Here is a 25,627-nt window from a genome sequence, read left to right as displayed (position 1 = left end):
TGGGGCGCGAGCGCGAGCCAACTCTATTGCGTCGTGCTGGAGCTGTCGGACGGCCGTTCGGTCGTGGACACGTCGTGCCACTCCCCGAGCGTCTCGGGCTCGTCGGACGGCTCGGGCACGTCGGACGTCTCGGGCACGTCGGACGCCTCGGCGGCGGCCGACGTCACGGACGGCTCGGGCTCGGCGGACGTCTCCGCGACGACCTCGGGAGCCGACTCGGTGACGGGGTCGGTGACGGGGTCCGCGGCGGGCGTCGCGTCGGCCTCGGCGGCCGGCTCGGCGTCGGGCTCGGGAGCCTCGAGCACCGGCTCGGGCACGAGGGCGGCGTCGAGCTCGTCCTGGGCGATGGCGCCGACGCGGAGCGTCACCGGCGTCTCGCCGGTGCAGTCGACGATCGTCGAGGGCTGCCCCTCCCCGGCGGGACCGCCGTCGAGGTAGACCCCGACGGACTCGCCGAGCATCCCCACGGCCTCCTCGACCGTGCGCGCGGCCGGGTCTCCGGTCGTGTTGGCGCTCGTGACCGCCATCGGACCGATGTCGCCGAGCAGTTCGAGCGTGATCTCGTGGTCTGGCACGCGCAGTGCCACCGTGCCGTTGGTCTCGCCGAGGTCCCAGTGCAGCGACGTCTGCGCCTTGAGGACGAGCGTCAGCGGGCCGGGCCAGAACTTCTCCATGAGCCGCTGGGCGTAGTCGGGGACCTGCGTCGCGAGGCCCTGGGCCGTGCGCGCGGTCGGGATGAGGACCGGCGGCGGCATGTCGCGACCGCGGCCCTTCGCCGCCAGGACGGAGGCGACGGCGGTGGCGTCGAAGGCGTCACAACCGATGCCGTAGACCGTGTCGGTCGGCAGGACGACGATCTCGCCTCGTCGGACGGCCGATGCTGCCGCCGGGATGCCCTCGGCGCGCCCGTCGGGGTCGGTGCAGTCGTAGCGCTCGCTCACGGGCAGAGCCTACTGGCGTCGGCAGCGCCGGCCGTCGCCGCTCCCCGCCACACCGACGGGAGGCGTCACGCCGTGCCGGATGGCGCCAGCCCGACGAGCTCGGCCGAGACGCTCCAGAGCCGGGCCGCCATCGCCGTGTCGTGGGACGCCCGGGACGAGTCCTTCACCCGACCGTTGGCGAAGTACCGGCCTGAGACGTGCTCGAGCTCGGGTGAGGACGCGAGGAGCACGGGCGTGTCGGCACCGCGGTCGGGGCTCTTCATGAAGGGCCGGACGACGGGGAGCATGAGCCGCATCCACCGTCCCGAGTCCTCCTGCGCGAAGGCGGTCCGGACGACGCCGGGGTGCAGGACGTTGGCCGTCACCCCGGTGCCCTCGAGACGTCGGGCCAGCTCGTAGGTGAACATGACGTTGGCGAGCTTGGACTGGTTGTAGGCCCGCTGCCCGTTGTAGCCCTGCCGACCCTGCAGGTCGTCGATGTCGATGCGGCCCATGGCCTGCGCGCCCGACGAGACGGTGACGACGCGCGCCGGGGCGCTCGCGCGCAGCCGGTCGAGGAGCAGGTGCGTGAGCAGGAACGGCGCGAGGTGGTTGACCGCGAAGGTGCGCTCGAGGCCGTCCGCGGTCTCGTGCCGGGTCGCCCAGTAGCCCCCGACGTTGTTGACGAGGACGTCGAGGCGGGGGTACGCCGCGAGGACGCGTTCCGCGAGCGAGCGCACGTCGCGCTGGGCGGAGAGGTCGGCGAGGAAGACGTCGACCTCTCCGCCGGAGTCGCGCAGCCGCTCGGCCGCGGCGTCGGCGCGGGCGCCGTCACGCCCGACCAGCCCGACGCGCGCCCCGAGACCGGCGAGGCGGGCGGCCGTGGCCAACCCGATCCCACCGGTCCCGCCGGTGACCAGCACGGTCCGCCCGGCCATGGGACCCGTCATCTCAGCGAACGATCTTGACGTTGAACGACGCGGTGCCGAGGGCGCCCATGAGGCGCAGCCACACGGGAAGGAGCATCTCGGTGCCTCGCGCCGTGGTGATGTCGCCGATGTCGATGACGTCGGTGTGCCCGAACGACTGGAGCAGCTCGGTCACCACGGCCTTGGCCGCCCCGTCGTCGCCGGAGACGAAGACCGACGACTCCTCGCCGAGGTTCTTCGGGTTGACCATGAGGTCGGCGGTCAGCGTGTTGAGCGTCTTGACCACCCGGGCCTGCGGGAAGGCACGCTGCACCTGCTCCCCGAGCGAGTCGGTGTCCTTGACGAAGAGGGTGGGCGGGAAGCCCTGGGAGAAGTCGAGCGGGTTCGAGATGTCGATGAGCACCTTGCCGGCCAGGTTGTCGGCCCCGGCCAGCTCGAGCGCGGGAAGCGCGCCGTGCCCGCTCGTGGCGTTGATGACGAGCTCGGCCCCGGCCGCCGCGTCGGCGAAGGAGACGAGCGGGACCTGCCGGTGGTCCGCGGCCCACGCAGCGTACGGCGGGTTGCCCATGCCGTCGGGCTCGGTGGGCGCGAGGGTGGACTGCGGGTCACGCGTGCCGACGGCGACCTCGTGGCCGAGACCGTGGAGGCGGGCGGCGATGGCCTGGCCGACCATGCCGGTGCCGAGGACTGCGATCTTCATGGGTGCTCCTGGTGCTGTTCCGATGGATGGGGGTAGACGAACCTGTCTACCTTGTGACCGAAACTAACAGACAGATCTGTCTATGCGCAAGGTACACTCGGGACGTAGCCGTTGCACCAGCCGAGGAGCCCGATGTCCACCGCCACGCCGACCCGCCCCAGCGCCGCTCGCGAGCGCATCCTCGACACCGCCTTCTCGCTCTTCTACGCGCGAGGCATCCGCGCCGTCGGGGTCGACCTGATCATCGCGGACTCGGGCGTGGCCAAGGCGACCTTCTACAAGCACTTCCCCTCGAAGGACGACCTCGTCGTCTCCTACCTCGACAAGGTCGACGGCGTCTGGACGGGGCAGCTGCACGCCGCGGCCCTGGCCGCCGGCAACGAGCCGGCAGCCCAGCTGGTCGGCCTGTTCGACGCGCTCGGCACCGCGTGCCGCCGCGAGGGATACCGGGGCTGCGCCTTCATCAACGCGGCCGCGGAGTCGCAGCCGGGCACACCGGTGCACGATCGCACGGTCGCCCACAAGGCTGCGGTCCTGGCCTGGGTGCGGGACCTCGCGGAGCAGGCCGGCGCCCGCGACCCGGCAACCCTCGCCAGGTCACTGACCCTGTTGCTCGACGGCGGTCTTGCCAGCGGTTCGCTCGATGCCGACCCCGAGGCCCCCGCAGTGGCCAGGGCCTCGGCGCGCGCGCTCGTGACCGCCGCAACCGGCTTCGCGGCCTGACGTGCGCTCCCCCATCTTCGACCCGACGCCGCCCGCCTCGACGCGGCGGCGGCAGCGGGCAACCGCGCAGGGCCGCATCAGGTCACCACGACGCGACGTGGTCGATCTCGACCGTGCCGGTGAGGCCCTCGCCTCGGTGCTCGACCAGCAGACCGTCGACAAGATCGTCGTGCGGATGCCCTGAGAGGTGAATGCCGCCGCGACGTCGCGACGGCTCAGCCCGCGCGGCGGGCGGTCGTGACCCGGGGTCGGCCGGACAGGTCGACGTGGTCGCCGACGTCGGCCCACTCCCCCGTCGCCGAGAGCCGGCGAGGCAGGCTCTCGCCCTGGGAGTCGGCGTGCTCCACGAGCACGAGACCGCCGGGTCGGAGCAGCGAGGCGGCGACTCGCGCGACGGCGAGCGGGATGGCGAGCCCGTCCTCGCTGCCGCCGTAGAGCGCGACGGCGGGATCGTGGTCGCGGACCTCGGGGTCGACGGGCACGGCACCGACCGGGATGTAGGGCGGGTTGACCGTGACGACGTCGACGACGCCGGTCCAGTCCTCGAAGCACGGCAGCGTCGCGTCCCCCTGCGCGAGGGCCACGTCGAGACCCAGGCGGTCGCGGTTGGCCACCGCCCAGGCGTACGCGTCGGGCGACAGCTCGAGCCCGCGCACCTCGGTGCCCGGACGCTCCGCCTTGACCGACAGGGCGATCGCCCCGGAACCCGAGCAGAGGTCGGCGACCCGGACCGGAACCGCACCGGCCGCGAACAGCCGGTCGACCTCACCGAGGGCGAGGTCCACGAGCACCTCCGTCTCGGGCCGCGGCACGAAGACCCCCGGGCCGACCGCCAGCGTCAGCCGCCGGAAGTGGGCCCGGCCCGTCAGGTGCTGCAGGGGAACCCGGCCGGCGCGCTCGTCGACGAGGACGGCATACGACTCCGGGAGCGTGCGCCCGCCGAGCACCATCAGCCGACGGACCTCCGCGGGGTCGACGTCCAGGACGTGGGCCGCGAGCTCGACGGCGTCGACGTCGGCGGAGGCCACCCCCGCGTCGCGCAGCCGCGCGGCGGCGGCCCGCACCCCGTCACGCAGGTCGGTCACGCGCGCGACCCGTCGTCGGCGAGCGCCGCGAGCTTGGCGGCCTCGTCGGCGTCGAGCGCCGACTGCACGACCGGGTCGAGGTCGCCGTCGAGCACCGAGTCGAGGTTGTACGCCTTGTAGCCGGTGCGGTGGTCGGAGATCCGGTTCTCGGGGAAGTTGTAGGTGCGGATGCGCTCGGAGCGGTCGACGGTGCGCACCTGCGACCGTCGGGCGGCGCTCGCCTCGGCGTCCGCCTCGTCCTGGGCCAGCTGGTGCAGCCGGGCACGGAGGACGCGCATCGCGGCCTCCTTGTTCTGCAGCTGCGACTTCTCGTTCTGGCACGACACGACGAGACCGGTCGGCAGGTGCGTGATGCGCACCGCGGAGTCGGTCGTGTTGACGCTCTGGCCGCCGGGGCCGCTGCTGCGGTAGACGTCGATGCGCAGGTCGTTGGGGTCGATGGTCACCTCGACCTCCTCAGCCTCCGGCATGACGAGGACACCGGCCGCCGACGTGTGGATGCGCCCCTGGCTCTCGGTGACGGGCACCCGCTGGACCCGGTGGACGCCGCCCTCGTACTTGAGGCGTGCCCAGGGGCCCTCCCCCAGCCCCGGTGCACCCTTGGCGCGTACCGAGACCCGGACGTCCTTGTAGCCGCCGAGGTCGCTCTCGGTCGCGTCCTCGACCGCGGTGCGCCAGCCCCGCTGCTCGGCGTAGCGGAGGTACATCCGCAGCAGGTCGCCGGCGAAGAGAGCCGACTCGTCGCCGCCCTCGCCGGCCTTGACCTCGAGGATGACGTCGCGGTCGTCGTCGGGGTCCCGCGGCACGAGCATGCGGCGCAGGTGCTCCTCGGCGGCCGCGAGACGGGCCTCGAGCGAGGGCACCTCCGCGGCGAACGACTCGTCGTCGGCACCGAGCTCGCGGGCCGCCGCGAGGTCGTCACCGGCAGCCGTCCACTCACGGGCGGCCGCGACGGTGGGCGCCAGGGCGGCATACCGCTTGTTCAGGGTGCGGACGAGGTCCTGGTCACCGTGGACGGCGGGGTCGGCGAGCTGCAGCTCGAGCTCGGCGTACTCGTCGAGGATCGACTGGACGGATTCGAGCACGGTGGGCCCTTCGGCTCAGGGGACGGTCGGGGTAAGACGAACGCCGGCTCCCGACGACCGAAGTCGTGGGAGCCGGCGTGCGGGAGACCTACTTGGCGGCCTTCTTGCCGTAACGGGCCTCGAACCGGGCCACGCGGCCACCGGTGTCGAGGATCTTCTGCTTGCCCGTGTAGAACGGGTGGCACTGCGAGCAGACGTCGGCAGAGATCTTGCCGGACGTCTCGGTGCTGCGCGTGACGAACGTGCTGCCACAGGTGCAGGTCACCGTGGTCTCGACGTACTCGGGGTGAAGGTCCTTCTTCAACGTTGTCTCCTTGAGGTAGTCGGCCGGGTCGGTGTCATCGCTGCTCACGCTGGGGAGCTGCTCTCCCGTGAACCGGTCCAAAGGAAGAGTGTGCCAGAAAGGCGCACCTCCTCCCAAACGCACGGGAGGCCCTCGGCATTCCCCCACGCGACCCCTGGAGAGCCGGGCCCGACGTGCATCGATCCGGGCCCGTCCGGTGTCTTCATCGGCGACGGGACGGACCGGCGACGGGGAGGCACTCATGGAGGTCAGCGGCAGAGTGGCCGGCCGCCGCGCGGCGGTGGCCGGAGCGGTCGCCGTGCTGCTCGCGGCCACGGCCTGCTCGGGCGCGGACTGCGCCTTCGACGACTGTCCCGACGTGCCTGCCGCGCAGGTCGGACGCCTCACCGGCACCGACCCGTCCGGCGCCGTCCGCTGGACGACGCCGGTGGCCGACCTGCTCTCCGAGCCCCCGGTCGTCAGCAACGGGCACGTCGTCGTCGTCGGCTGTCACGCCACCCACGTCGTCGACGTCGCCTCCGGTGCCGTCTCGACCCCGACCGACCTCGCCCACGTCATCGGCGTCGTCCAGGGGTATGCCGTCGGGACACCTGCCGAGGGCGACGCGATCGTGACCGCCGAGCGGCTCGACGGCGCCCCGGGCGGTTGGTCGTGGCAGGAGTCGCCGCTGGACGAGGACGCGGACCGGGGCTACCGCTCGTCGGCCGTCGTCACCCGCGGCGGGATCGTCGGGGTGCGGGGTCGGTCGCTCGTCGCCTGGTCACCCGGGTCCGGCTCGCGGGACTCCGTCGAGGTCCCGCTCCCCGTCGGGGCCTGGCGCCTGGAGCCCCTCGCGGCGGCCGACGAGACGCACGTCGTCGTCCCCGGCTCTGACGGCTCGGTCCTCGGCGTGGATCTCGGCTCCCGCTCGGTGACCTGGCGCTCGCTCCCGACCCGCCCCGACGCCCCCGCGGGTGTCAGCGTGCGGCTCGTGGGCCGCGACGTGGTCGTCGAGGTGTGGTACCCACGGACGACGGCTGCGGCGGTCACGGGCGAGGCCGTCTGGGTCACGGAGCGCTGGTCGCTCGACGCACGCACGGGCGCGGCCCGCTCACCCCGGACGACGAGCACCGGGACGCGATCGACGAGGCACTCGACGCCGTCCCCGACGGTGCTGCACGACCCGGCGACCGGATGGACGGTCACGCAGGGACTGCGCGAGCGCCCGAGAGGTGGCTGCTTCTGAGGGCCGGGCGACCACGCCGGGCGTCGCCGGCCCGCCACCGGCACCCGCCTCGCGCCCGGGTCACCGCCGCGCCGGGACGGCGGCCGGCTGGGCGACGGAGCACGACCTGCATCGTGGTCCCCTCCCCCTCGACCGAGGCGATGACGAGCTCGCCGCCGTGGCCCTCGACGATGGCGCGCACGATCGCGAGGCCGAGCCCCGTGCCGGGGATGGCCGCGGCCGTGGCGTTGCCGGCCCGGAAGAAGCGCTCGGACAGGCGCGCGAGGTCGGTGGCCGGGATGCCGATGCCGGTGTCGTGCACCGAGATGATGGTGGAGTCCCCGGCGCGCTCGGCCGACAGGAGGACCTTCCCTCCTTCGGGCGTGAACTTCACGGCGTTGGAGCCGAGGTTGATCAGGGCCCGCTCGACCTGGCCGCGGTCGACCCGGACGACGAGGTCGTCGGGCACGTCGGTGCAGAGCAGCCGCACGCCCCCCGCGGCCGCCACGGGCTCCATGGTCTCGGTGACGGTGCGCAGCAGGTGGTGCACGGCGACCTCCTCGGACACGGCCTGGAGCCCGCTGACCTCGATCTTGTTGAGGACTAGGAGGTCCTCGATGAGCCCCCGCAGCCGGGTGGCATTGCGCCCGATGATGTCGAGGGCCACGTGCTGGCCGTCGGAGACGTCGCCGAAGTCGCCGTCGACGAGGAGCTCGAGGTAGCCGCTGATCGACGTCAGCGGGGTGCGCAGCTCGTGGCTGACGGTCGCCATGAAGTCGGTCTTCTGGCGGTCGAGCTCGGTGAGCCGCCGGACCTGTTCGTCCTGCATCTGCGAGAGGCGCAGCGCGACGATCGACTGGGCGGCGATGGCCGCGCACTGCTGCGCGGCCTGGATCTCGTGCCGGTGCCAGCGCCGCGGGGCGCTCACCATCATCACCGACAGGATGCCGAGGCCCCGGCCGCCCGTGCCGACCGGGAGCATGAGCAGCGAGCGGGCGCCGGTGGCCCGGTGGAAGGCTCGTGCGCGCTCGTCGTCGTAGGCCTGGTGCGCCAGGAGGTCACCGAGGTCGAAGAAGCCGACGTCGCGGCGCAGCTCGTCGTTGACGGCCCCCACCTGCTGCGCGAGGGAGCGCGGGAGCGGCGGGAGGTCGGGCAGGTCGTCGGTGTGCCACTGGAGTCGGTCCTCGATCGTCTGGCCGTCCTCGCCGAGCGTGTAGAGCAGGACCCGGTCGGCGCCCAGACCGGCACCGAGCTTGGTCGTGACCCGTTGCAGCGCCTCGTGGACGTCGACGGCCGACCGCGCGCCCCGGCCGACGTCGAGCACGAGCTCCTGCATCTCGAGGACGGCGGCCTGCTGGTCGACGAGCCGGGCGTTGGCCCGGGTCAGGTCGTTGAAGTCGCGCGCGAGCATGCGGACCTCCAGCGCCCCCTCCTCCTGGTTCGCCATCGCGATGACGTCCTCCTCGGCCTGCCGGCGCACCACCTCGCGCAGGCGGGCGAGCGGGAGGCCGACGGCGCGGTCCATCCCGAAGCCGGCAGCGATGAGGACGAGCACGACGACCGCGGCGACGGCGATGATGACGCCCGAGGTGACGCCGGTCGCCTCGCGCGACTCCACGCGCGCGGCGTCGCGCTGGGAGCGGATGGAGGCCTCGATCGCGCTGTTGGCCCGCAGGAACGAGGCGTATGCCGTCTCGACGCGGGTGCGCTGCTGCGTCTGCTGGGTGGTCGGCGTGGCACCCGTGGCGCCGGGCGCCGGGCCACCGGGCGTGCCGGGAGGCGCATCGGTCGGGGCTGCCGTCGGGGGTGCGCTGGGAGCGTCCTCGAGCGAGGCCGCGGCGGCCGTGAACCAGGCCTCGACGGCACTGCGCTGCGTCGCGCTGAGCGCCGCGAACCGGGCCCGGTCCTCCGCCGCGAGCTCCTGGCTCTGCGTGCCCGCCTCCACCTCGTCGAGCTCCTGCTCGACCCGGGTGCGCAGCGACAGCGGGTCGAGCGGTGCCGGGGCGCCGACGACCCCCTCGCGCCAGGCTCCCTCGGCCCGGGTCATGTCGAGCAGCACGGCGCTGTTGGCCTCGCGGGCGGGCCCGAGCGCCAGTGTGAGGGCCCGTACCGCGGCACCCTGGGAGTGGATCGTGGCGACCGAGATGACGGCGCCGATCGGCACGAGCACGACGAGGATGCCGATGAGCAGCCGGATCTGGCTGCCCACCGAACGCCTCGAGACGGCCGGCAGCCCGCCCGTCACGCAGGGTCCTCGTCGAAGCCCGTGCGGGTCATGACACCCCAGACGTGCTTCTTCCCGCGCAGGCTCGACCACCACCCCTCGAGGCGCCACCACACGGTGGCCTGGCGGTAGCCGATGTTCTCGAGGACGGACGCGGCGATCGTCTGCCAGATGGCCCGCCACCGGTCGTGCTTGTGGAAGGCCCACTCGTCGACGGCCATCGCCGAGAGGGTCACGAGCACGGCATACCCGTAGGCGAGCACGAGGAAGAGGATCGCGAAGGGCACGTTGACGATGCCCAGGGCCAGCGCCAGCGGCACGATGATGATGCCGAAGAGCTCGAGCAGCGGCGCGAAGAGCTCGAAGAGCCAGTAGTACGGCAGGGCGAGCCAGCCGACCCGGCCGTACTTGCGGCGGAAGAGCATCGAGCGGTAGGCCCAGAGCGTCTCCCAGAGACCGCGGTGCCACCGACGGCGCTGGTTGCGCAGCACCTTCGCGGTGACGGGGACCTCGGTCCACGACACCGGCTCGGGCACGAACTCGATAGAGTAGTCACGTCCCTCGTCGCGCAGCCGCTTGTGGATGCGCATGACGAGCTCGAAGTCCTCGCCGATGCTGTTCGGGTCGAGGCCGCCGACCTCGACGACGACGTCGCGGCGGAAGAGCCCGAAGGCACCGCTGATCAGGATGAGGCCGCCGAGGCGCGACCACCCGGTGCGGCCGAGCAGGAAGGCGCGGAGGTACTCGACGAGCTGGATGCGCGGCAGCCAGGTCTGCGGCATCTCGACGCGCACGATCCGGCCCGAGACGACCCGGCTGCCGTTGACCGGTCGGATGGCCCCGCCGGTCGCGACCATGCGCGTCGGGTCGTCGGCGAAGGGACGGGTGACGTGGAGCAGCCCGTCGGGCTCGAGGATCGAGTCACCGTCGATCATCGCGACGAGCGGCTCGCTCGCGGCGTTGATGGCGACGTTGATCGCCTCGGAGCGCCCGGAGTTCTCCTTGCGGACGACGACGAGGCGGGTGCGCCCGTCACGCGGGACGTAGATGCCGAGGACCTTGGCCCGGATCGGGATCTCGTGGGGTAGCTCGCGAGGCACGTGGACGAGGTCGAAGGCCTCCTCGAGACGGGCGAAGGTCTGGTCGCTGCTCCCGTCGTCGACGACGACGACCTCGTGCCGCGGGTAGCGCAGCGTGAGGAACGACTTGACCGCCATGACGATGCCGGCCTCCTCGTTGTAGGCGGGGACCAGCAGCGAGACGCCCGGCGCGAGGCCGGCGCCCTGCCACGCCACGGCCGTCGATCGCCGGCGCTGCTGGGCGCGGAACTCGAGGTAGGCCAGCCCGATGAGCACGAGCAGCGAGGTGTTCATGAGGACGAAGTAGATGATGATCGGGACCGCGGTGACGTCCATGATCCACAGGACGAAGGACCGCAGGCCCGAGGCGATGCCGTCCCAGCTCATGCAGACGCCTTCTGCAGGCTGGCGAGCAGGCGTGCGGTGCGCACGGCCGGGTCGTCCCCGTGTCCCTCGAGGGCGTCGCGTCCGTCGGGACCCATCGACAGCAGGGCGGTCGCGGCCAGCTCGGCCAGGCGCGGGTCCGAGTCGGCGAGCAGGTGGGCGAGCGCCGGGATCGCCTCGGCCTCGCCGAGCTCGCCCAGGGCGACGACGCAGGCCCGGCGCAGGGCCAACGGCTCGGACGGCACGCAGTGGCGCACGAGGATGCCGACGTCCTCAGCACGACCGAGGCGGCCGATGGCCGTGGCGCTCGTCTCGCGGACCGTGAGGTCGGGATCGGCGTCGAGCAGCTGCCGCAGCTGGGGCAGCCCACGCGTGAAGCTGCGCTCGCCGCTGAGGTGGGCGGCGACCATGCGGGTGCGCGCGTTGGCGTCGGCCATGCCGTCGCGCAGCACCTCCGAGATGCCGACCCCCATCGACTGCAGCGCCTCGGCGGCGGTGGCGGCCGGGAGTCCGCGCTCGGGCGCGCCGATCGCGGCGAGCACGGGGCCGGCGGCCGCCGGGTCGCCGATGAGGCCGAGCGCGTAGGCGGCGCTGTTGCGCACCTCGACCGACTCGTCCCCGAGGGCCTCGACGAGCAGCGGGACCGTGTGCCCGGCGCGGGCGAGACCCAGCAGCTGGGCGGCCCGGGCGCGCTTGACGGTGGAGCGGCTCGACATGTCGGCGACCGCCGCGTCGACGGCGCCGTGGACCTCGAGCACGTGGACGAGCTGCTCGGCGGGAACGCCCCGGATCTTGGTGAGCATCTCGACGATGTTGCGGTCGAGCACGGTGCGCGAGACCCCGGTCGCCCAGGTCAGCTCCTCGGCGGCCGCACCGTCGTCGTCCTCGCCCGAGGCCACCGTGATGAGCGGCGGCCGCAGAGGGGACAGCAGCATCTCGTCGCGCTGGTTGCGACTGTGCCGTCGCGCGCGCACGGCCACGACGGCGAAGATCAGCAGGACGCAGGCCCCGAGGACGACGACCGTCGCGCCGACGAGCAGCGCCGCACCGATGATCACGAAGCCCCGCCGCTCATCGCGCCCGGGCGAGCATGCCGTTGACGCGGTGGAGCAGCTCTCGGGGGCTGAACGGCTTGATGACGTAGTCGTCGGCGCCGACCGCGAAGCCGGTGTCGACGTCGGAGTCACGCGACTTGGCGCTGAGGAGCAGCACGGGCACCGACGAGAACTCGCTCTCGCGGATCTTGCGGAGGACGTCGATGCCGGACAGGCCCGGCATCATGACGTCGAGCACCGCCAGCTGCGGCGGGTCGGCGGCGAACGCCTCCCAGGCGCTGATGCCGTCGGGGACGGCCTCGACGGCATACCCCGCCTGGGTCAGCTTGAACTCGACGAGGTCTCGGATGTCGGCGTCGTCGTCGGCCACGAGGACACGGACGGGGCTGGCATCGGGGTCGCCGGCAGGCGCAGACATGGTTCTCCATGGTGAATTCGGGGTGATGCGTCCATTTTAGGAACATTTGACCCGAATAGCCCATGAAACGCCGAAAGGGGCGGCGCCGATAGGCGCCGCCCCCTCCGAGTGGGCGGTCAGGACTCGTCGTCGAGCTTGGAGCCGCTCGTCTGCTGGACCTGGGTGAGGAACTCGTAGTTCGTCCGCGTCTTCTTGAGGCGGTCGATGAGCAGCTCGATGGCCTGCTGCGGGTCGAGCGCGGCGAGCACGCGACGCAGCTTCCACATGATCTTCAGCTCCTCGCTCGCGAGGAGGATCTCCTCGCGACGCGTGCCGGAGCTGTTGATGTCGACGGCCGGGAAGATGCGGCGGTTGGCGAGCTCGCGGTTGAGGCGCAGCTCCATGTTGCCGGTGCCCTTGAACTCCTCGAAGATCACCTCGTCCATCTTCGAGCCGGTCTCGACGAGCGCCGTCGCGAGGATGGTGAGCGAGCCGCCGTTCTCGATGTTGCGCGCCGCGCCGAAGAACTTCTTCGGCGGGTAGAGCGCAGCCGAGTCGACGCCACCGGAGAGGATGCGCCCGCTCGCCGGGGCGGCGAGGTTGTAGGCGCGACCCAGCTTGGTGATCGAGTCGAGCAGCACGACGACGTCGTGACCGAGCTCCACGAGACGCTTGGCGCGCTCGATGGCGAGCTCGGCAACCGTCGTGTGGTCCTCGGCGGGCCGGTCGAAGGTCGAGGAGATGACCTCGCCCTTGACGGCGCGCTGCATGTCGGTGACCTCCTCGGGACGCTCGTCGACGAGGACGACCATGAGGTGGCACTCGGGGTTGTTCGTCGTGATCGCGTTGGCGAGGGTCTGCATGATCATCGTCTTGCCGGCCTTGGCCGGTGCGACGATGAGGCCGCGCTGGCCCTTGCCGATCGGGGCGACGAGGTCGATGATGCGCGTCGTCAGCACGTTGGGCTCGGTCTCGAGCCGCAGCCGCTGCTGCGGGTAGAGGGGCGTCAGCTTGCCGAACTCGACGCGCTTGGCGGCCTCCTCGGGGCTCTGCCCGTTGACCGTGTCGAGGCGCACGAGAGCGTTGAACTTCTGGCGCCCGACGTTGCCCGAGGGCTGCTCGCCGTCACGCAGCGCCTTGACGGCACCGGTCACCGCGTCGCCCTTGCGCAGGCCGTTCTTCTTGACCATGCCGAGCGGTACGTAGACGTCGTTCGGACCGGCGAGGTAGCCGGAAGTGCGGACGAACGCGTAGTTGTCGAGCACGTCGAGGATGCCCCCGACGGGCACGAGCACGTCGTCATCGCCCACCTGCAGGTCGGCGTCGTTCCAGTCCTGTCCACCCTCACGGCCACGACCGCGCTTGCGGTCCCGGCTGCGCTGGCGGTTGCGGCTGCGTCGGCTGCCACCCTCGTCGTCGTAGGGCGACTGCTGGCCCCGGTTCTGGTCGTTCGCGTCGCCCTGGTGGCGGTCCTGCTGGTGCTCGCCCTGGCGGTCCTGCTGGCGGTCCTGCTGGCGGTCCTGCTGGCGCGGCTGCTGACGGTCGGACTGCTGACCGCGGTCGGACTGCTGGCCGCGGTCGGACTGCTGGCCGCGGTCGGACTGCTGGCCGCGGTCGTTCTGCCGGTCGCCCTGCTGACGGTCCTGACGGTCCTGCTGGGGTGACTGCTGACGGTCGGACTGCTGGCCGCGGTCGCCCTGCTGGCGGTCCTGGCGCTCGCCTCGGCCGCCCTGCTGGCGCTCGCCCTGCTGGCGCTCGCCCTGCTGGCGCTCGCCCTGCTGGCGCTCGCGCTGCTGTCCCCGTCCGCGGTCGCGCTGGCGGTCGTCGACCTCGGAGGCCTGCTGGTCGTCGGCATCGGGGCGCTCGGAGGACTGGGCGTCGGGCGCGTCGGCACGGGTCGTCCGGCCCTCGCGTGCGCCGCGGGCGGCTCGCTCGGCGCGGGGGGCGCGATCCTCGGCCGGGGCGTCGCCCCGGTCCTGGACCCGGTCGTCGCCGCGGTCCTGGCCGCGGTCGTCGGTGGCCACCGCGGGGGCGGGTGCCTCGGCAGGCGCCTCCGTGGTCGTGGCCGATCCGGCGGGACGGCTGGACCGGCGCGAGGCACGTGCCGGTGCCGCCTCGGTGGCGGCTGCGGCGTCGGAGCCCGTCGGGCTCGGCGCCGCGGCGGGGGCGGACGAACCGCCGGACTGCCGGGCCTTGATCGCCTCGACGAGGTCGCTCTTGCGCATCTTGGTCGTCCCGGTGATGCCCATCGACGACGCGACGCCCTTGAGCTCGTCCAGCTTCATGGCCGACAGGCCAGAGAGCGGACGGGTGGTTGTTTCTGACACGAAGGATCCTTCCCCCTCGTTTGCGGCCCGGGACATTCCAGCGGGCCGGACTTGGACCAGGTGACCTGGCCGTCTGAGATCCACTTCGGCGCAGAACGCGCCCAGAGACAAAGGATTTCGCCTCAGTGTGGGGGTGGTGCACCGGCCTGCGGTCTCGCGGCGTGTGGTGCGGGCTCAGGATACCACCCGAGGGCCGTCGGACGGGTGAAGGACGTCCCGGATGTCGCCGTTAGCGCGCGTGCACCGTGGCCCCGTACGCCGGGACCGCGGGCGTGAGCCGCTGCCAGCCGGCCGCCAGGTGCCCGGCCTGCACCTCTGCGGCGACCTCACGCGTCGTGAGGACGAGGACGCTCGGCCCGGCCCCGGACACGACGGCCGCGTGCCCCTCGGCACGCAGCAGGTCGACGAGCTCCATCGTGGCGGGGTAGGACGGGCGCCGCGCCTCCTGGTGGAGCCAGTCACGCGTCGCGGCGTGCAGGTGCGACGGGTCGGCCGTGAGGGCGTGCACGAGCAGGGCCGCGCGTCCGGCACCGGCCGCGGCGGCCGCGAGCGGCACGGTGGCCGGGAGGACGGCGCGGGCCGTACGCGTCGCGAGCTGCGTCTCGGGGACGAAGATCACGACCTCGACGTCCGGGTGCGGGGCGAGGCAGGCGGTCACCGTGCGCTCGCCTCGGTCGAGCCCGGTGCCGTCCGGCATCCAGCTCACCGTCAGCCCGCCGACGGCGCTGGCCGACGCGTTGTCGGGGTGCCCCTCGAGCTCGCTCGCCCAGTGCGTCGCCAGCCCGAGGTCGACGGGCACGGTGGCACCGGGAGCCGGCCACACGGCATACGCGCCCTCGTCAACGCCCAGCGAAAGAGCCTGTGCGGCAACGACGCCCGCAACGATGGCCGTCGCCGACGAGCCCAGCCCGCGACTGTGCGGGACGCCGTTGGTGGCCTCGATTCGCAGGCCTGCCGGGGGCTCGACCCCGAGGGCGCGCCACGTGTGCTGCATGGTCGCGTGCACGAGGTGGCGCTCGTCGGTGGGCACCTCACCCGCACCCTCGCCGGTGACCTCGATGACGAGGCCGGCGGACTCGGACGTCGTGACGACGTAGGCGTCCCAGAGACCGAGGGCCAGGCCGATGGAGTCGAAGCCGGGACCGAGGTTGGCGCTGCTCGCGGGCACTCGCACGCTGACGGAGCGGCCCGCGGGCACCCGGTTCACGCGGTCAGTCCTCGAGGCCGAGAGCCTGGGCCGCCGTGAACGCGTCGACGGAGACACGGGTCGGCACGACGTCGCTCCCGTCGGCGGTGCGGAGCGCCCACTGGGGGTCCTTGAGGCCGTGGCCGGTGACGGTGCAGACGATGCGCGCGCCCGACGGGACGAGGCCGGTGGCGTGGCTCGCCAGCAGACCCGCGACCGAGGCGGCCGAGCCGGGCTCGACGAAGACGCCCTCCTGCGACGACAGGTAGCGGTGCGCCTCGAGGATCTGCTCGTCGGTGACGGCGTCGATGCGGCCGCCGGACTCGTCGCGGGCGGCCACCGCCTGCTCCCAGGACGCCGGGTTGCCGATGCGGATGGCGGTCGCGATGGTCTCGGGGTGGTCGACGGGGTGGCCGAGGACGATCGGCGCCGCGCCGGCCGCCTGGAACCCCCACATCATCGGCAGGTGCGTCGCCGGACCGGCCGGCGCGTCGGTGACGGGCTCGGCGAGGTACTCGCGGTAGCCGCGCCAGTAGGCCGTGATGTTGCCGGCGTTGCCGACGGGAAGGCAGTGGATGTCAGGGGCGTCGCCGAGCGCGTCGACGACCTCGAAGCTCGCGGTCTTCTGCCCCTCGATCCGCGCCGGGTTGACCGAGTTGACGAGCTCGACGGGGTAGGCCTCGGCAAGCTTGCGGGCGAGCGTCAGACAGTCGTCGAAGTTGCCGTCGACCTGGAGCAGGGTCGCCCCGTGCGCGATCGCCTGGCTCAGCTTGCCCATGGCGATCTTGCCGTCGGGTACGAGAACGCCGCACGTCATGCCGGCCTTCGTCGCGTAGGCCGCGGCCGACGCGCTCGTGTTGCCCGTGCTCGCGCAGATGACTGCCTTCGCGCCCTTGCGGGCCGCGACGCTGATCGCGGTCGTCATGCCGCGGTCCTTGAACGAGCCGGTGGGGTTGAGGCCTTCGTACTTGAGGTGGACCTCCGCGCCGACCCGCTCGGAGAGCTTCTCGGCGTGGATGAGCGGAGTGCCGCCCTCGTGGAGCGTGATGACGGGCGCGCCCTCGAGCATGGGGAGGCGGTCGGCGTACTCGCGGATCACTCCGCGCCACTGGTGGGCCATCACGAGCCTTCCACGCGCATCACGGAGTTGACACCACGGACGACGTCGAGCGTGCGCAGTCGCTCGACCGTGGACGAGAGAGCGGCGTCGCTCGCGGAGTGCGTGACGATGATGAGGTTGGCGCGGGCGCTCTCGCCGTCACCCGCGGGGACGAGCTGCTGGCGCACCGTCTCGATCGACACGTCGTGGTCGGCGAAGGCCGCCGCGACCTGGGCGAGCACACCGGAGCGGTCCTCGACGTCGAGGCTGATGTGGTACCTCGTCCAGGCGTCGCCCATGGTCAGGACGGGCAGGTCGGCATAGCTCGACTCCCCCGGCCCCAGACCCCCGCCGACACGGTGGCGCGCGACGGCGACGAGGTCACCGAGCACGGCCGAGGCTGTCGGGTCACCCCCGGCGCCCTTGCCGTAGAACATCAGCTCCCCGGCCGCATCCGCCTCGACGAAGACGGCGTTGAAGGCCTCACGGACCCCGGCGAGCGGGTGCGACCGCGGGATCATCGCCGGGTGCACGCGCACGCTGACGCCCTTGTCGGTGCGCTCGCAGATCGCGAGGAGCTTGACGACGGAGTCCATCTCGCGGGCGGCGGCGACATCGGCAGCCGACACCTCGGTGATGCCCTCGCGATAGACGTCGGTGCCCGAGACCCGGGTGTGGAAGGCGAGCGAGGCCAGGATGGCGGCTTTGGCCGCGGCGTCGAAGCCCTCGACGTCGGCCGTCGGGTCGGCCTCGGCGTAGCCGAGGGCCTGCGCCTGCTCGACCGCGTCGGCGAACCCGGCACCCGTCGTGTCCATCTTGTCGAGGACGTAGTTCGTCGTGCCGTTGACGATGCCGAGCACCTTGCGCACCTCGTCGCCGGCGAGGGACTCGCGCAGCGGGCGCAGCAGCGGGATGGCCCCGGCGACGGCGGCTTCGTAGTAGAGGTCGACGCCGTGTGCCGCGGCCGCGGCGTAGAGGGCGGGCCCGTCCTCCGCGAGGAGCGCCTTGTTGGCCGTGACGACCGACGCGCCGTGCTCCATGGCACGCAGGATGAGCGATCGGGCCGGCTCGATGCCGCCGATGACCTCCACGACCACGTCGGCCCGGGTCACGAGGTCCTCGGCGTCGGTCGTGAAGAGGGCCGGGTCGACCCCGAGGGACGCCCGGTCGCGGCCGGCGCGACGCACCGCGATGCCGACGATCTCGAGCGGCGCCCCGACGCGGGCCGCCATGTCGTCCGCGTGCTCGGTGAGCAGGCGCGCGACGGCTCCGCCCACGACGCCGGCCCCGAGGAGGGCGACGCGCAACGGCTGGGGGTCACTCACGGCGCTGGTCACGGTGCGAATCCTGCCGTCTGTCCGGGTGCTGGACGGTCATTGTTTCGCGATCCGGACATCGGTGACGCAGGATCTGCAGAACGCATCAGAGGTCGAGGGCGAGCAGGTCGTCGATCGTCTCGCGCCGGACGATGGCCCGGGCCACCCCGTCACGGACCGCCACGACGGGCGGCCGGGGCGTGTGGTTGTACTGGCTCGACAGGGAGCGGCAGTAGGCGCCGGTGCCGGGGACGGCGATGAGGTCGCCCGCGGCGACGTCGGCGGGGAGGAACTCGTCCTTGACGACGATGTCGCCGCTCTCGCAGTGCTTGCCCACGACGCGGGCGAGCACGGGGGGCGCCGTCGAGGCGCGGCCCGCGACCGTGCACGAGTAGTTGGCGTCGTAGAGGGCGGTGCGGACGTTGTCGCTCATGCCGCCGTCGACGGAGACGTAGACGCGCTGGGCGCCCCCGTCGAGGTCGACGGGCTTGACGGTGCCGACCTCGTAGAGCGTGAAGGTGGTGGGTCCCGCGATGGCACGACCGGGCTCGACGGAGATCCGCGGCACGGCGACCTGCTCGGCGCGGCACTCGCGCTCGATGATCTCGGCCATCCCGGCCGCGAGGTTCTTCGGCGGCAGGGGGTCGTGCTCGGTCGTGTAGGCGATGCCGAAGCCGCCGCCCAGGTCGAGCTCAGGCAGCTCCACGCCGAGGTCGCGGGCGATCTGGGTGTGCAGGCCGATGATGCGCCGGGCGGACACCTCGAAGCCGGCGGTGTCGAAGATCTGCGAGCCGATGTGGCTGTGCAGGCCGAGCAGGCGCAGCGACTCCGGCTTGTCGAGGATGCGACGCGCCGCCTCGAAGGCGTGACCGCCCGACAGGGACAGACCGAACTTCTGGTCCTCGTGCGCCGTCGCGATGAACTCGTGCGTGTGGGCCTCGACCCCGACCGTGACGCGGATGAGGACCGGCGCGACGACCCCGAGCTCGGTGGCGACCGCGGCGACGCGGTCGATCTCGTCGAAGGAGTCGATGACGATGCGGCTCACGCCGTAGTCGAGGGCGTCGCGGATCTCGGCGACGCTCTTGTTGTTGCCGTGCAGGCCGATCCGGTCGCCGGGGACACCGGCCCGCTTGGCCACCGCGAGCTCGCCCCCCGTGCACACGTCGAGGTGCAGGCCCTCGTCGTGGACCCACCGCGCGACCTCGGTGCAGAGGAACGCCTTGCCGGCGTAGAACACGTCGGCGCCACCCGACAGGCCGTCGAACACCTCGGCATACGTCTGCTTGAAATCCCTTGCGCGCGAACGGAAGTCGTCCTCGTCGATGATGTATGCCGGCGTGCCGAACTCGCGTGCCAGCTCGGTCACGCTCACCCCACCGACCGTGAGGGCGCCGTCGCCCCCCCGCCCGACGGACGTCGCCCAGAGCGACGGGACGAGGGCGTTGACGTCGACGGGGGTCTGGAGCCACGCGGGGCCGCGATAGCCCTCGGCGTGCAGCGCTCCGGCTTCGTGTGCGCGCATGCCTACATCCTCTCCGGGGCCGCCGCCCCGAGGCGGGTCAGTCCATTGCGCAAGACGATGCGGACCGCCTCGGCGAGGAGCAGCCGGGCACCGTGGACCGACTGGGGGTGCACCCCCACGACGGTCGGCCGGACGGGGTGGTCCCACGCATCGGCGAGCGCTGCGAGGTCGATCACGGCGCGCCGCTGCTGGACCTCGTCGTCGGCATGCGTCGCGAGGCGCTGCGGCAGGTCGGCGAGGGCGACGAGGAGATGGCGCTCGGCCACGTGCGTCAGCTCGCCGAGCCGCGTCGAGGGACGCCGGTCGACGCCCGCGGCCTCCGCGTTGCGGATGATGCGGCACAGCCGGGCGTGGGCGAGCTGCGCGGTGCGGACGGGGTCGTCCGCGGCCCGGACACCCGGCGCCTCGACGACGTCGTGCCGGGACCCGCCCGCCGCGAGGGCGTAGTGGTCCTGCTGCTCGATCACGAGCGGGACGATCGCGGAACGCGCGGAGTCCTCGAGGGTGAGGGCGATGAGCCCCGTCGGCGCGACCTCGACCGCGGCCACCGGCTTCTGGCGGGTCAGGCCCTGGGCGAGCACGCGCGCCAGGTCGCGCGGCTCGATGTCGATCTGGGGAGCCCAGCGCTGGGCCACCGGCGTCACCCAGTCGGCGACGACCCCGGCGACCCTGGTGTCGGTGGGCCGGAAGAGGGGACCGACGGGGGGTCCGGCCTGCGCCTCGTCGGGCAGCTCCCCCGTCCGGGCCGCCTGCGCGGCGACCTCCTCGAGGAGGGCGCGCAGCTGCTCCGGCGTCATGGGGCGAGTCTACGAGTGCCCCCGACAGGACTCCGACGTCCTCCTCGTTCGTCGGGGGACGACTCCCCGACGCTGAGGGGACATGAAAGGGCCCAGCCCTGGACCGCGCTTCGCGTCGGTCCGTGACTGGGCCCGGAGTGTGCCCCCGGCAGGATTCGAACCTGCGCTCCCGCCTCCGGAGGGCGGTGCTCTATCCCCTGAGCTACGGGGGCGGCACGCACTTTCGTGCGCCCGGTGAGATTAGCAGCAGACCGGCGCCGACGCTCAATGCACCCCCGCCCCGGCACCCTCCCGGCCCGTGCGACTGCCACGATGGCGGCGTGACGCCCCATGAGGACATCGACTGGTCCACCCCCGAGGTCGCGGCCCACTACGACGAGCTGCCGCTCTGGTCGGCGCCGTTCGGGCTCATGCTCCTCGACCGGGTGCCCCTGCGCCGCGGCCAGGTCGTCGTCGACGTCGGCGCCGGCACGGGGTTCGTCACCGTCGAGCTCGCGCAGCGCTGCGGACCCGAGTCGCACGTCACCGCCGTGGACCCGTGGGCTGCGGCGATGGAGCGCCTCGCCGACAAGGTCGCCTTCCTCGGGCTCGCCAACGTCGACCTCGTCGTCACCCCGGCCGAGCGGCTCCCCCTGGCCGACGCGTCCGTCGACCTCGTCGTCTCCAACCTCGGCATCAACAACCTCGACGACCCCGCAGGCGTCCTCCGGGAGTGCGCACGGGTGTTGCGCCCCGGCGGGGTCCTCGTGACGACGACGAACCTCGTCGGCCACATGGAGCAGGTGTATGCCGCCTACCGGGGAGTGCTGTCCGAGCTCGGTCTCGAGGCACACCGGCCCGCCCTCGACGCGCAGGAGCAGCACCGGGCGACCGTGGAGTCGGTGTCCGCCCAGCTGGCCGAGGCCGGTCTCGAGGTCGTCGACGTCGCGACGGACACGTTCCGGATGCGCTTCGCCGACGGTCGGGCCCTGCTCGCCCACTGGTTCGTGCGGCTCGGCTTCGTGGCGGGTTGGCGCTCTGTCGTGCCGGAGCCGGAGGGCGACCGCGTCCTCGACCTCGTGGCGGACCGACTCGACGCCGTCGCCGCCGAGCAGGGCGCCCTCGAGCTCACGGTCCCGATGGCGTGCGTCTCGGCCGTCCGTCGTTAGCGCCCCGCACGGGGCCGTCGTCGGTCAGACTGCGTCGATGCAGCCCACCATCCGACGTCTCGTCAGGGACGCCGCTCGACATCGCCCCGTCGGCCTGGCCCTCGGGGCAGTGAACCAGCCCTACTGGACCGCGCGCTGCTACGGAGGCACCGACAAGACGACGCACGGCTACCTGCCGTTCTACGCCCGCTACCTCGGGCCCATCCGGATGCGGCGCAACGTCGTCGTCGAGATCGGCGTGGGCAACTACGAGTCGCCGGTGCCGGGCGGGTCGCTCAAGCTGTGGCGCGACTACTTCCCGCGCTCGGTCGTCGCGGGGATCGACATCGCCCCCAAGGTGGTCGAGCTCGGGTCGAGGGTGCGGTTCTTCCAGGCCGACCAGTCCTCGGCCGACGACCTCGCCGGTGTCGTCGACGCGCTCGGCGGCCGGCTCGACGTCGTCATCGACGACGGGTCCCACGTCGGCGAGCACCAGTGGACGAGCTTCCGGGCGCTCTTCCCCGCGGTGGCCCCCGGAGGCTGGTACGTCCTCGAGGACCTCTCGACGAGCTACTGGCCCGACTTCCGCGGGATGATCCCCGCCGACTCCACGACGGCCGTCGGCCTGCTGGCCGCCCTCGTGAGCGACGCGCAGGTCGACGACCCGATCTACGTCGACCACGCGGACTGGGGGCCACGGCCCGACGTCCTCGTCCAGCCCGACATCGCCGAGGTCCACGTGCACCCGGGAATCGCCTTCATCCGCAAGGCCGCTCGCGCCTGACCACGGCAGGCACGCCCCCTGAGGGCTCGTACGCGTGTGGCTGAGCGAGCAGGCCACCGTGGCAGGGCACGTGCCACGATGAGGCGTGCTCATCTCCAAGCCCGTCGCCGACGCCATCCGAGCCGGCACCGTGACGCAGGCCTTCCGCCGATGGGACGCCCCACGCGTCAAGGTCGGCGGCGTGCAGCTGACCCCGGCGGGGCTGGTGCGCTTCGACGCCGTGAGCCGGGTGCGCGACCCCGACCGCCTCACCGAGCGCGACGCGCGGACGGCGGGTGTCAAGGACCTCGCCACCCTCCGGAAGTTCCTCGCCCCGAGGGAACTCAAGCCGTCCCCACGCGGTGGGCGCGGCGGCGACACGGTCTACCGCATCCGACTCAGCTGGGCCGGCGAGGACCCGCGGATCGCCCTGCGCGAGAGCATGCCCGACGACGAGACCCTGGGCGACATCGCAACCCGGCTGCACCGGCTCGACGCCCGTCCGACGGGGGCGTGGACCCGCGAGATCCTCGAGTGGATCCGGGACAACCCGCACGTCGTCTCCAAGGAGCTCGCGGCCCTGCGCGGCGTCGAGCTGCTCCCGATGAAGGTCGACATCCGCAAGCTCAAGGCCCTCGGCCTGACCATCAGCCACGACGTCGGCTACGAGCTGTCACCGCGCGGCGCGGCATACCTCGACTGGCTGGAGCGCCGACCGGACTGAGGAGGTGCGCTCCGGCGCGGCACCACCGCTCAGCGCTGGGTCGTGTCGGTGACCTCGCCGACGAGCTCCTCGAGGACGTCCTCGAGGAACACGACGCCCTTCACGGCGGCGTCGTCGTCGATGACCCGCGCGAGGTGGGCCCCGGTCAGCTGCATCGTGGCGAGTACGTCCTCGATGTCGTCGTCCTCGCGCACGGTCGCGAGCCGGCGGATCCGCTTGGGCGGGATCGGCTGCTCGTGCCGCTCGTCGTCGGCATAGAGGATGTCCTTGAGGTGGAGGTAGCCGGCGATCTCGCCCGCTGCGTCACGCACCGGGTAGCGCGAGAAGCCCTGCTTGGCGACGAGCCGCTCGATGTCGGCGGGCGTCGCGCCCAGCTCGACCGTCGTCAGCGACCGCACGTCGACCGCCACCTCGCGGGCCCGCTTGTCGGAGAACTCGAGCGTCTTGGAGACGAGGCCGTGCCGCTCCTCCTCGATGAGGCCCTCACGGCGGGACTCACCGACGATGTGGGCCACCTCCTCGACGGTGAACGCCGACGTGATCTCGTCCTTGGGCTCGACCCGGAAGAGACGCACCAGGCCCTTCGCGACCGTCTCCATCGCGTGGATGATCGGGCGCAGGGCGCTCGCGATGAAGAAGAGCGGCGGCACGAGCGCGAGCGCCGCGCGGTCGGGCCCGGCGATGGCGAGGTTCTTCGGGATCATCTCGCCGACGACGACGTGCAGGTAGGACACGATGAGGAGCGCGAGCGCCAGCGCCACGCCGCTCGCCCACGCGTCGGAGAGGCCCCAGCCGTGGAAGATCGGCTCGAGCAGGTGGTGCAGGGCGGCCTCGGCGAGCGCCCCGAGACCGACCGAGCACACGGTGATGCCCAGCTGGGCGGTCGCGAGCATCGACCCGAGCCGCTCGAGCGCCAGCAGGCACGACTGCGCCCGCTTGCTGCCGGCGTCGGCCATCGGCTCGAGGGTCGAGCGGCGCACTGCCATGGCCGCGAACTCGGCGCCGACGAAGAAGGCGTTGCCGAGGAGGAGGAACACCGAGACGAGGTAGACCCAGGCGCCGCTCACGAGCGGTCCCCCGGGGCCCCGGCGGACGGCATACGCCCGGTGGGGCCCGCCGTGTCGGCCGAGCCCACGTCGGCGACTGCCTGGGGCAGCGACTCCGGGTCGGGCACGAACCGCAGGCGGTCGACCCGGCGCCCCTCCATGCCCACGACGTTGATCCGCCAGCCGGGCAGCCGCACGACGTCACCCACGACGGGGACGCGGCCGAGGCTCGTCATGACGAAGCCGCCCATCGTCTCGTAGGTCGACCCGTCGGGGACGTCGGCGTCGAAGGCGTCACGCACCTCGTCGGGGCGCCAGAGGCCGGGCACGGTCCACGACCCGTCGATGAGCTCACGACCTCCCTGGCGGCTGCGGTCGTGCTCGTCGGACACCTCGCCGACGATCTCCTCGACGACGTCCTCGAGCGTGACGATGCCCGAGGTGCCGCCGTACTCGTCGACGACCACGGCCATCTGGAAGCCGCCCTCGCGCAGCTCGCGCAGCAGCGGGTCGAGGCGGATCGTCTCGGGCACGACGAGGCGGTCGGACATCAGGGCCGAGACCGGGACGTCCTTGCGGCGCTCGTGCGGCACCGCCATCGCCTTCTTGACGTGGACGACGCCGTCGATGTCGTCCCAGTCCTCGCCGAGGACCGGGAAACGCGAGTGACCGGTGCGGCGCGAGAGCCGCAGGACGTCGTCGGCGGACTCCTCGCGGTGGATGCCGGTGCAGCGAACGCGCGGGGTCATGACGTCGTCGGCCGTGCGCTCGCCGAAGCCGAGCGAGCGCGTCAGCATCCGCGCGGTCGTGATGTCGAGGGTGCCGGCCTCGGCCGATCGCTGCACGAGGCTCGCGAGCTCCTGCGGCGTGCGCGCCCCCGACAGCTCCTCCTGCGGCTCGATGCCGAGGGAGCGCAGGAAGGCGTTGGCCGAGCCGTTGAGCACGACGATGAGCGGCTTGGCGACGACGGCGAAGACGCGGACCGGCAGCGCGACGACCTTCGCCGTCGCGAGCGGTGCGGAGATGCCGAGGAACTGCGGCAGCAGCTCGCCGAAGACCATCGAGAAGATCGTCGCCAGCAGGAGCGCGAGAGCGCTCGAGACCGCGTCGACCATGCCCGGACCGAGGCCCAGGGCCTCGAGGGGGCCAGCGACGAGGACCCCGATCGAGGGCTGGGCGAGGTAGCCGACGACGAGGGTGGTGATGGTGATGCCGACCTGGGCCGCCGACAGCTGGGTCGAGAGCTGCTTGAGCGACTGGAGCACGACGCGGGCCCGCGAGTCGCCCTCGTCGATGGCCCGCTGGACGGTGGGCCGGTCGAGGGCCACGAGGGAGAACTCCGCCGCGACGAAGAGCGCGGTGCCGGCGGTGAGCAGGACCGCGCCGAGGACGAGGAGCCACTCGGTCACGGCCGCGCCGCCCGTCCGGTCCTGCCGACGGTGTCGGGAGGGGTGACCTGGCTGGTGGCGGGGGTGGCCGGCCCCTGGTCGCGAAGGGAGGTCATGGTGCGCCCAACTATAGGGAGGCGCCGCCCCCCGCGGCGGGCCGGACCGCCCTCGCTGACCTCCGTGTGGAGAGCGTGGGCGGTGTGGTTGAGTTGGGCCCATCACGGCGGGGCCGTGACGCCC

24 protein-coding genes and 1 tRNA gene are annotated in these 25,627 nt (G+C 72.8%); 6 read left to right on the top strand and 19 right to left on the bottom strand.

Annotation, left to right across the window (positions count from 1 at the left end; all coding sequences use genetic code 11):
• Positions 1 to 23: 23 nt before the first annotated feature.
• From ASG96_RS08895 to ASG96_RS08885, 3 genes are all read right to left on the bottom strand, one after another.
• Positions 24 to 941 carry an L-threonylcarbamoyladenylate synthase gene (locus ASG96_RS08895; protein WP_056753450.1) on the bottom strand — a complete coding sequence of 306 codons (918 nt, stop codon included), beginning with the start codon at positions 939 to 941 and terminating at the stop codon, positions 24 to 26.
• 65 nt (positions 942 to 1,006) lie between these two features.
• On the bottom strand, positions 1,007 to 1,858 hold the full coding sequence (locus tag ASG96_RS08890) for an SDR family oxidoreductase (protein WP_082591799.1): 852 nt from the start codon (positions 1,856 to 1,858) through the stop codon (positions 1,007 to 1,009).
• Between the two features lie 13 nt (positions 1,859 to 1,871).
• Positions 1,872 to 2,549 carry an NADPH-dependent F420 reductase gene (locus ASG96_RS08885; RefSeq protein WP_057587764.1) on the bottom strand — a complete coding sequence of 226 codons (678 nt, stop codon included), beginning with the start codon at positions 2,547 to 2,549 and terminating at the stop codon, positions 1,872 to 1,874.
• A 132-nt stretch (positions 2,550 to 2,681) separates the two neighbouring features.
• Here ASG96_RS08885 and ASG96_RS08880 point away from each other — a divergent pair, with 132 nt between their 5' ends.
• A complete protein-coding gene (locus ASG96_RS08880) occupies positions 2,682 to 3,272 on the top strand; it encodes a TetR/AcrR family transcriptional regulator (protein WP_057587763.1) in 591 nt (196 codons plus the stop codon).
• Position 3,273: 1 nt separating this feature from the next.
• Complete coding sequence (locus ASG96_RS08875) at positions 3,274 to 3,456, top strand: hypothetical protein (protein ID WP_057587762.1); 183 nt, start codon at positions 3,274 to 3,276, stop codon at positions 3,454 to 3,456.
• A gap of 31 nt (positions 3,457 to 3,487) precedes the next feature.
• Here the strand turns inward: ASG96_RS08875 and prmC are convergent, their stop codons facing one another.
• From prmC to rpmE, 3 genes are all read right to left on the bottom strand, one after another.
• On the bottom strand, positions 3,488 to 4,357 hold the full coding sequence (gene prmC / locus ASG96_RS08870) for a peptide chain release factor N(5)-glutamine methyltransferase (protein ID WP_057587761.1): 870 nt from the start codon (positions 4,355 to 4,357) through the stop codon (positions 3,488 to 3,490).
• The gene (gene prfA, locus ASG96_RS08865) at positions 4,354 to 5,442 is read right to left on the bottom strand and encodes a peptide chain release factor 1 (protein WP_057587760.1); all 1,089 of its coding nucleotides are present in this window, start codon (positions 5,440 to 5,442) and stop codon (positions 4,354 to 4,356) included. Before prfA ends, prmC begins: the two co-directional genes overlap by 4 nt.
• 88 nt (positions 5,443 to 5,530) lie before the next feature.
• Positions 5,531 to 5,746, bottom strand: a complete 216-nt coding sequence (gene rpmE / locus ASG96_RS08860; RefSeq protein ID WP_026863931.1) for a 50S ribosomal protein L31 — start codon at positions 5,744 to 5,746, stop codon at positions 5,531 to 5,533.
• A gap of 241 nt (positions 5,747 to 5,987) precedes the next feature.
• Here rpmE and ASG96_RS08855 point away from each other — a divergent pair, with 241 nt between their 5' ends.
• Positions 5,988 to 6,971, top strand: coding sequence for a hypothetical protein (locus ASG96_RS08855; RefSeq protein WP_157610753.1), 984 nt, complete (start codon positions 5,988 to 5,990; stop codon positions 6,969 to 6,971).
• Here ASG96_RS08855 and ASG96_RS08850 read toward each other — a convergent pair.
• The 11 genes from ASG96_RS08850 to ASG96_RS08800 form a co-directional block, all read right to left on the bottom strand.
• Complete coding sequence (locus ASG96_RS08850; protein ID WP_057587759.1) at positions 6,928 to 9,195, bottom strand: cell wall metabolism sensor histidine kinase WalK; 2,268 nt, start codon at positions 9,193 to 9,195, stop codon at positions 6,928 to 6,930. The genes ASG96_RS08855 and ASG96_RS08850 overlap by 44 nt on opposite strands.
• Positions 9,192 to 10,640, bottom strand: a complete 1,449-nt coding sequence (locus ASG96_RS08845; protein ID WP_057587758.1) for a glycosyltransferase family 2 protein — start codon at positions 10,638 to 10,640, stop codon at positions 9,192 to 9,194. The genes ASG96_RS08850 and ASG96_RS08845 overlap by 4 nt, the downstream gene beginning before the upstream one ends.
• The gene (locus ASG96_RS08840) at positions 10,637 to 11,695 is read right to left on the bottom strand and encodes a HEAT repeat domain-containing protein (protein ID WP_057587757.1); all 1,059 of its coding nucleotides are present in this window, start codon (positions 11,693 to 11,695) and stop codon (positions 10,637 to 10,639) included. Before ASG96_RS08840 ends, ASG96_RS08845 begins: the two co-directional genes overlap by 4 nt.
• Positions 11,696 to 11,708: 13 nt before the next feature.
• The gene (locus tag ASG96_RS08835; protein WP_056753414.1) at positions 11,709 to 12,110 is read right to left on the bottom strand and encodes a response regulator transcription factor; all 402 of its coding nucleotides are present in this window, start codon (positions 12,108 to 12,110) and stop codon (positions 11,709 to 11,711) included.
• Positions 12,111 to 12,226: 116 nt separating this feature from the next.
• A complete protein-coding gene (gene rho / locus ASG96_RS08830; protein ID WP_057587756.1) occupies positions 12,227 to 14,374 on the bottom strand; it encodes a transcription termination factor Rho in 2,148 nt (715 codons plus the stop codon).
• Between the two features lie 271 nt (positions 14,375 to 14,645).
• Positions 14,646 to 15,623, bottom strand: coding sequence for a homoserine kinase (locus tag ASG96_RS08825; protein ID WP_056753408.1), 978 nt, complete (start codon positions 15,621 to 15,623; stop codon positions 14,646 to 14,648).
• 4 nt (positions 15,624 to 15,627) lie between these two features.
• The gene (thrC, locus tag ASG96_RS08820) at positions 15,628 to 16,722 is read right to left on the bottom strand and encodes a threonine synthase (RefSeq protein WP_057587755.1); all 1,095 of its coding nucleotides are present in this window, start codon (positions 16,720 to 16,722) and stop codon (positions 15,628 to 15,630) included.
• The gene (locus tag ASG96_RS08815; protein ID WP_200962667.1) at positions 16,722 to 18,038 is read right to left on the bottom strand and encodes a homoserine dehydrogenase; all 1,317 of its coding nucleotides are present in this window, start codon (positions 18,036 to 18,038) and stop codon (positions 16,722 to 16,724) included. Before ASG96_RS08815 ends, thrC begins: the two co-directional genes overlap by 1 nt.
• 85 nt (positions 18,039 to 18,123) lie before the next feature.
• A complete protein-coding gene (gene lysA, locus ASG96_RS08810) occupies positions 18,124 to 19,542 on the bottom strand; it encodes a diaminopimelate decarboxylase (RefSeq protein ID WP_057587754.1) in 1,419 nt (472 codons plus the stop codon).
• A 2-nt stretch (positions 19,543 to 19,544) separates the two neighbouring features.
• Complete coding sequence (locus ASG96_RS08805; protein WP_056753399.1) at positions 19,545 to 20,339, bottom strand: DALR anticodon-binding domain-containing protein; 795 nt, start codon at positions 20,337 to 20,339, stop codon at positions 19,545 to 19,547.
• Positions 20,340 to 20,479: 140 nt separating this feature from the next.
• Positions 20,480 to 20,551, bottom strand: a tRNA-Arg gene (locus ASG96_RS08800).
• A 108-nt stretch (positions 20,552 to 20,659) separates the two neighbouring features.
• On the opposite strand from ASG96_RS08800, the gene ASG96_RS08795 reads away from it, so the two are divergent.
• From ASG96_RS08795 to ASG96_RS08785, 3 genes are all read left to right on the top strand, one after another.
• A complete protein-coding gene (locus ASG96_RS08795) occupies positions 20,660 to 21,487 on the top strand; it encodes a class I SAM-dependent methyltransferase (RefSeq protein ID WP_200962666.1) in 828 nt (275 codons plus the stop codon).
• Positions 21,488 to 21,524: 37 nt separating this feature from the next.
• Complete coding sequence (locus ASG96_RS08790) at positions 21,525 to 22,250, top strand: class I SAM-dependent methyltransferase (protein WP_157610751.1); 726 nt, start codon at positions 21,525 to 21,527, stop codon at positions 22,248 to 22,250.
• A gap of 85 nt (positions 22,251 to 22,335) precedes the next feature.
• A complete protein-coding gene (locus ASG96_RS08785) occupies positions 22,336 to 22,953 on the top strand; it encodes a hypothetical protein (protein WP_057587752.1) in 618 nt (205 codons plus the stop codon).
• A gap of 29 nt (positions 22,954 to 22,982) precedes the next feature.
• Here the strand turns inward: ASG96_RS08785 and ASG96_RS08780 are convergent, their stop codons facing one another.
• Together ASG96_RS08780 and ASG96_RS08775 are read right to left on the bottom strand one after the other, a co-directional pair.
• Positions 22,983 to 24,020 carry a hemolysin family protein gene (locus ASG96_RS08780; RefSeq protein WP_057587751.1) on the bottom strand — a complete coding sequence of 346 codons (1,038 nt, stop codon included), beginning with the start codon at positions 24,018 to 24,020 and terminating at the stop codon, positions 22,983 to 22,985.
• The gene (locus tag ASG96_RS08775) at positions 24,017 to 25,408 is read right to left on the bottom strand and encodes a hemolysin family protein (protein WP_057587750.1); all 1,392 of its coding nucleotides are present in this window, start codon (positions 25,406 to 25,408) and stop codon (positions 24,017 to 24,019) included. The genes ASG96_RS08780 and ASG96_RS08775 overlap by 4 nt, the downstream gene beginning before the upstream one ends.
• Positions 25,409 to 25,627 lie beyond the last annotated feature (219 nt).

It is taken from the genome of Terrabacter sp. Soil810, from assembly GCF_001429645.1.
In the GTDB taxonomy this organism is placed as follows: domain Bacteria; phylum Actinomycetota; class Actinomycetes; order Actinomycetales; family Dermatophilaceae; genus Terrabacter.
The sequence above is the reverse complement of the archived record's forward strand: the minus strand, read 5'-3'. Positions and strand labels throughout refer to the sequence as shown.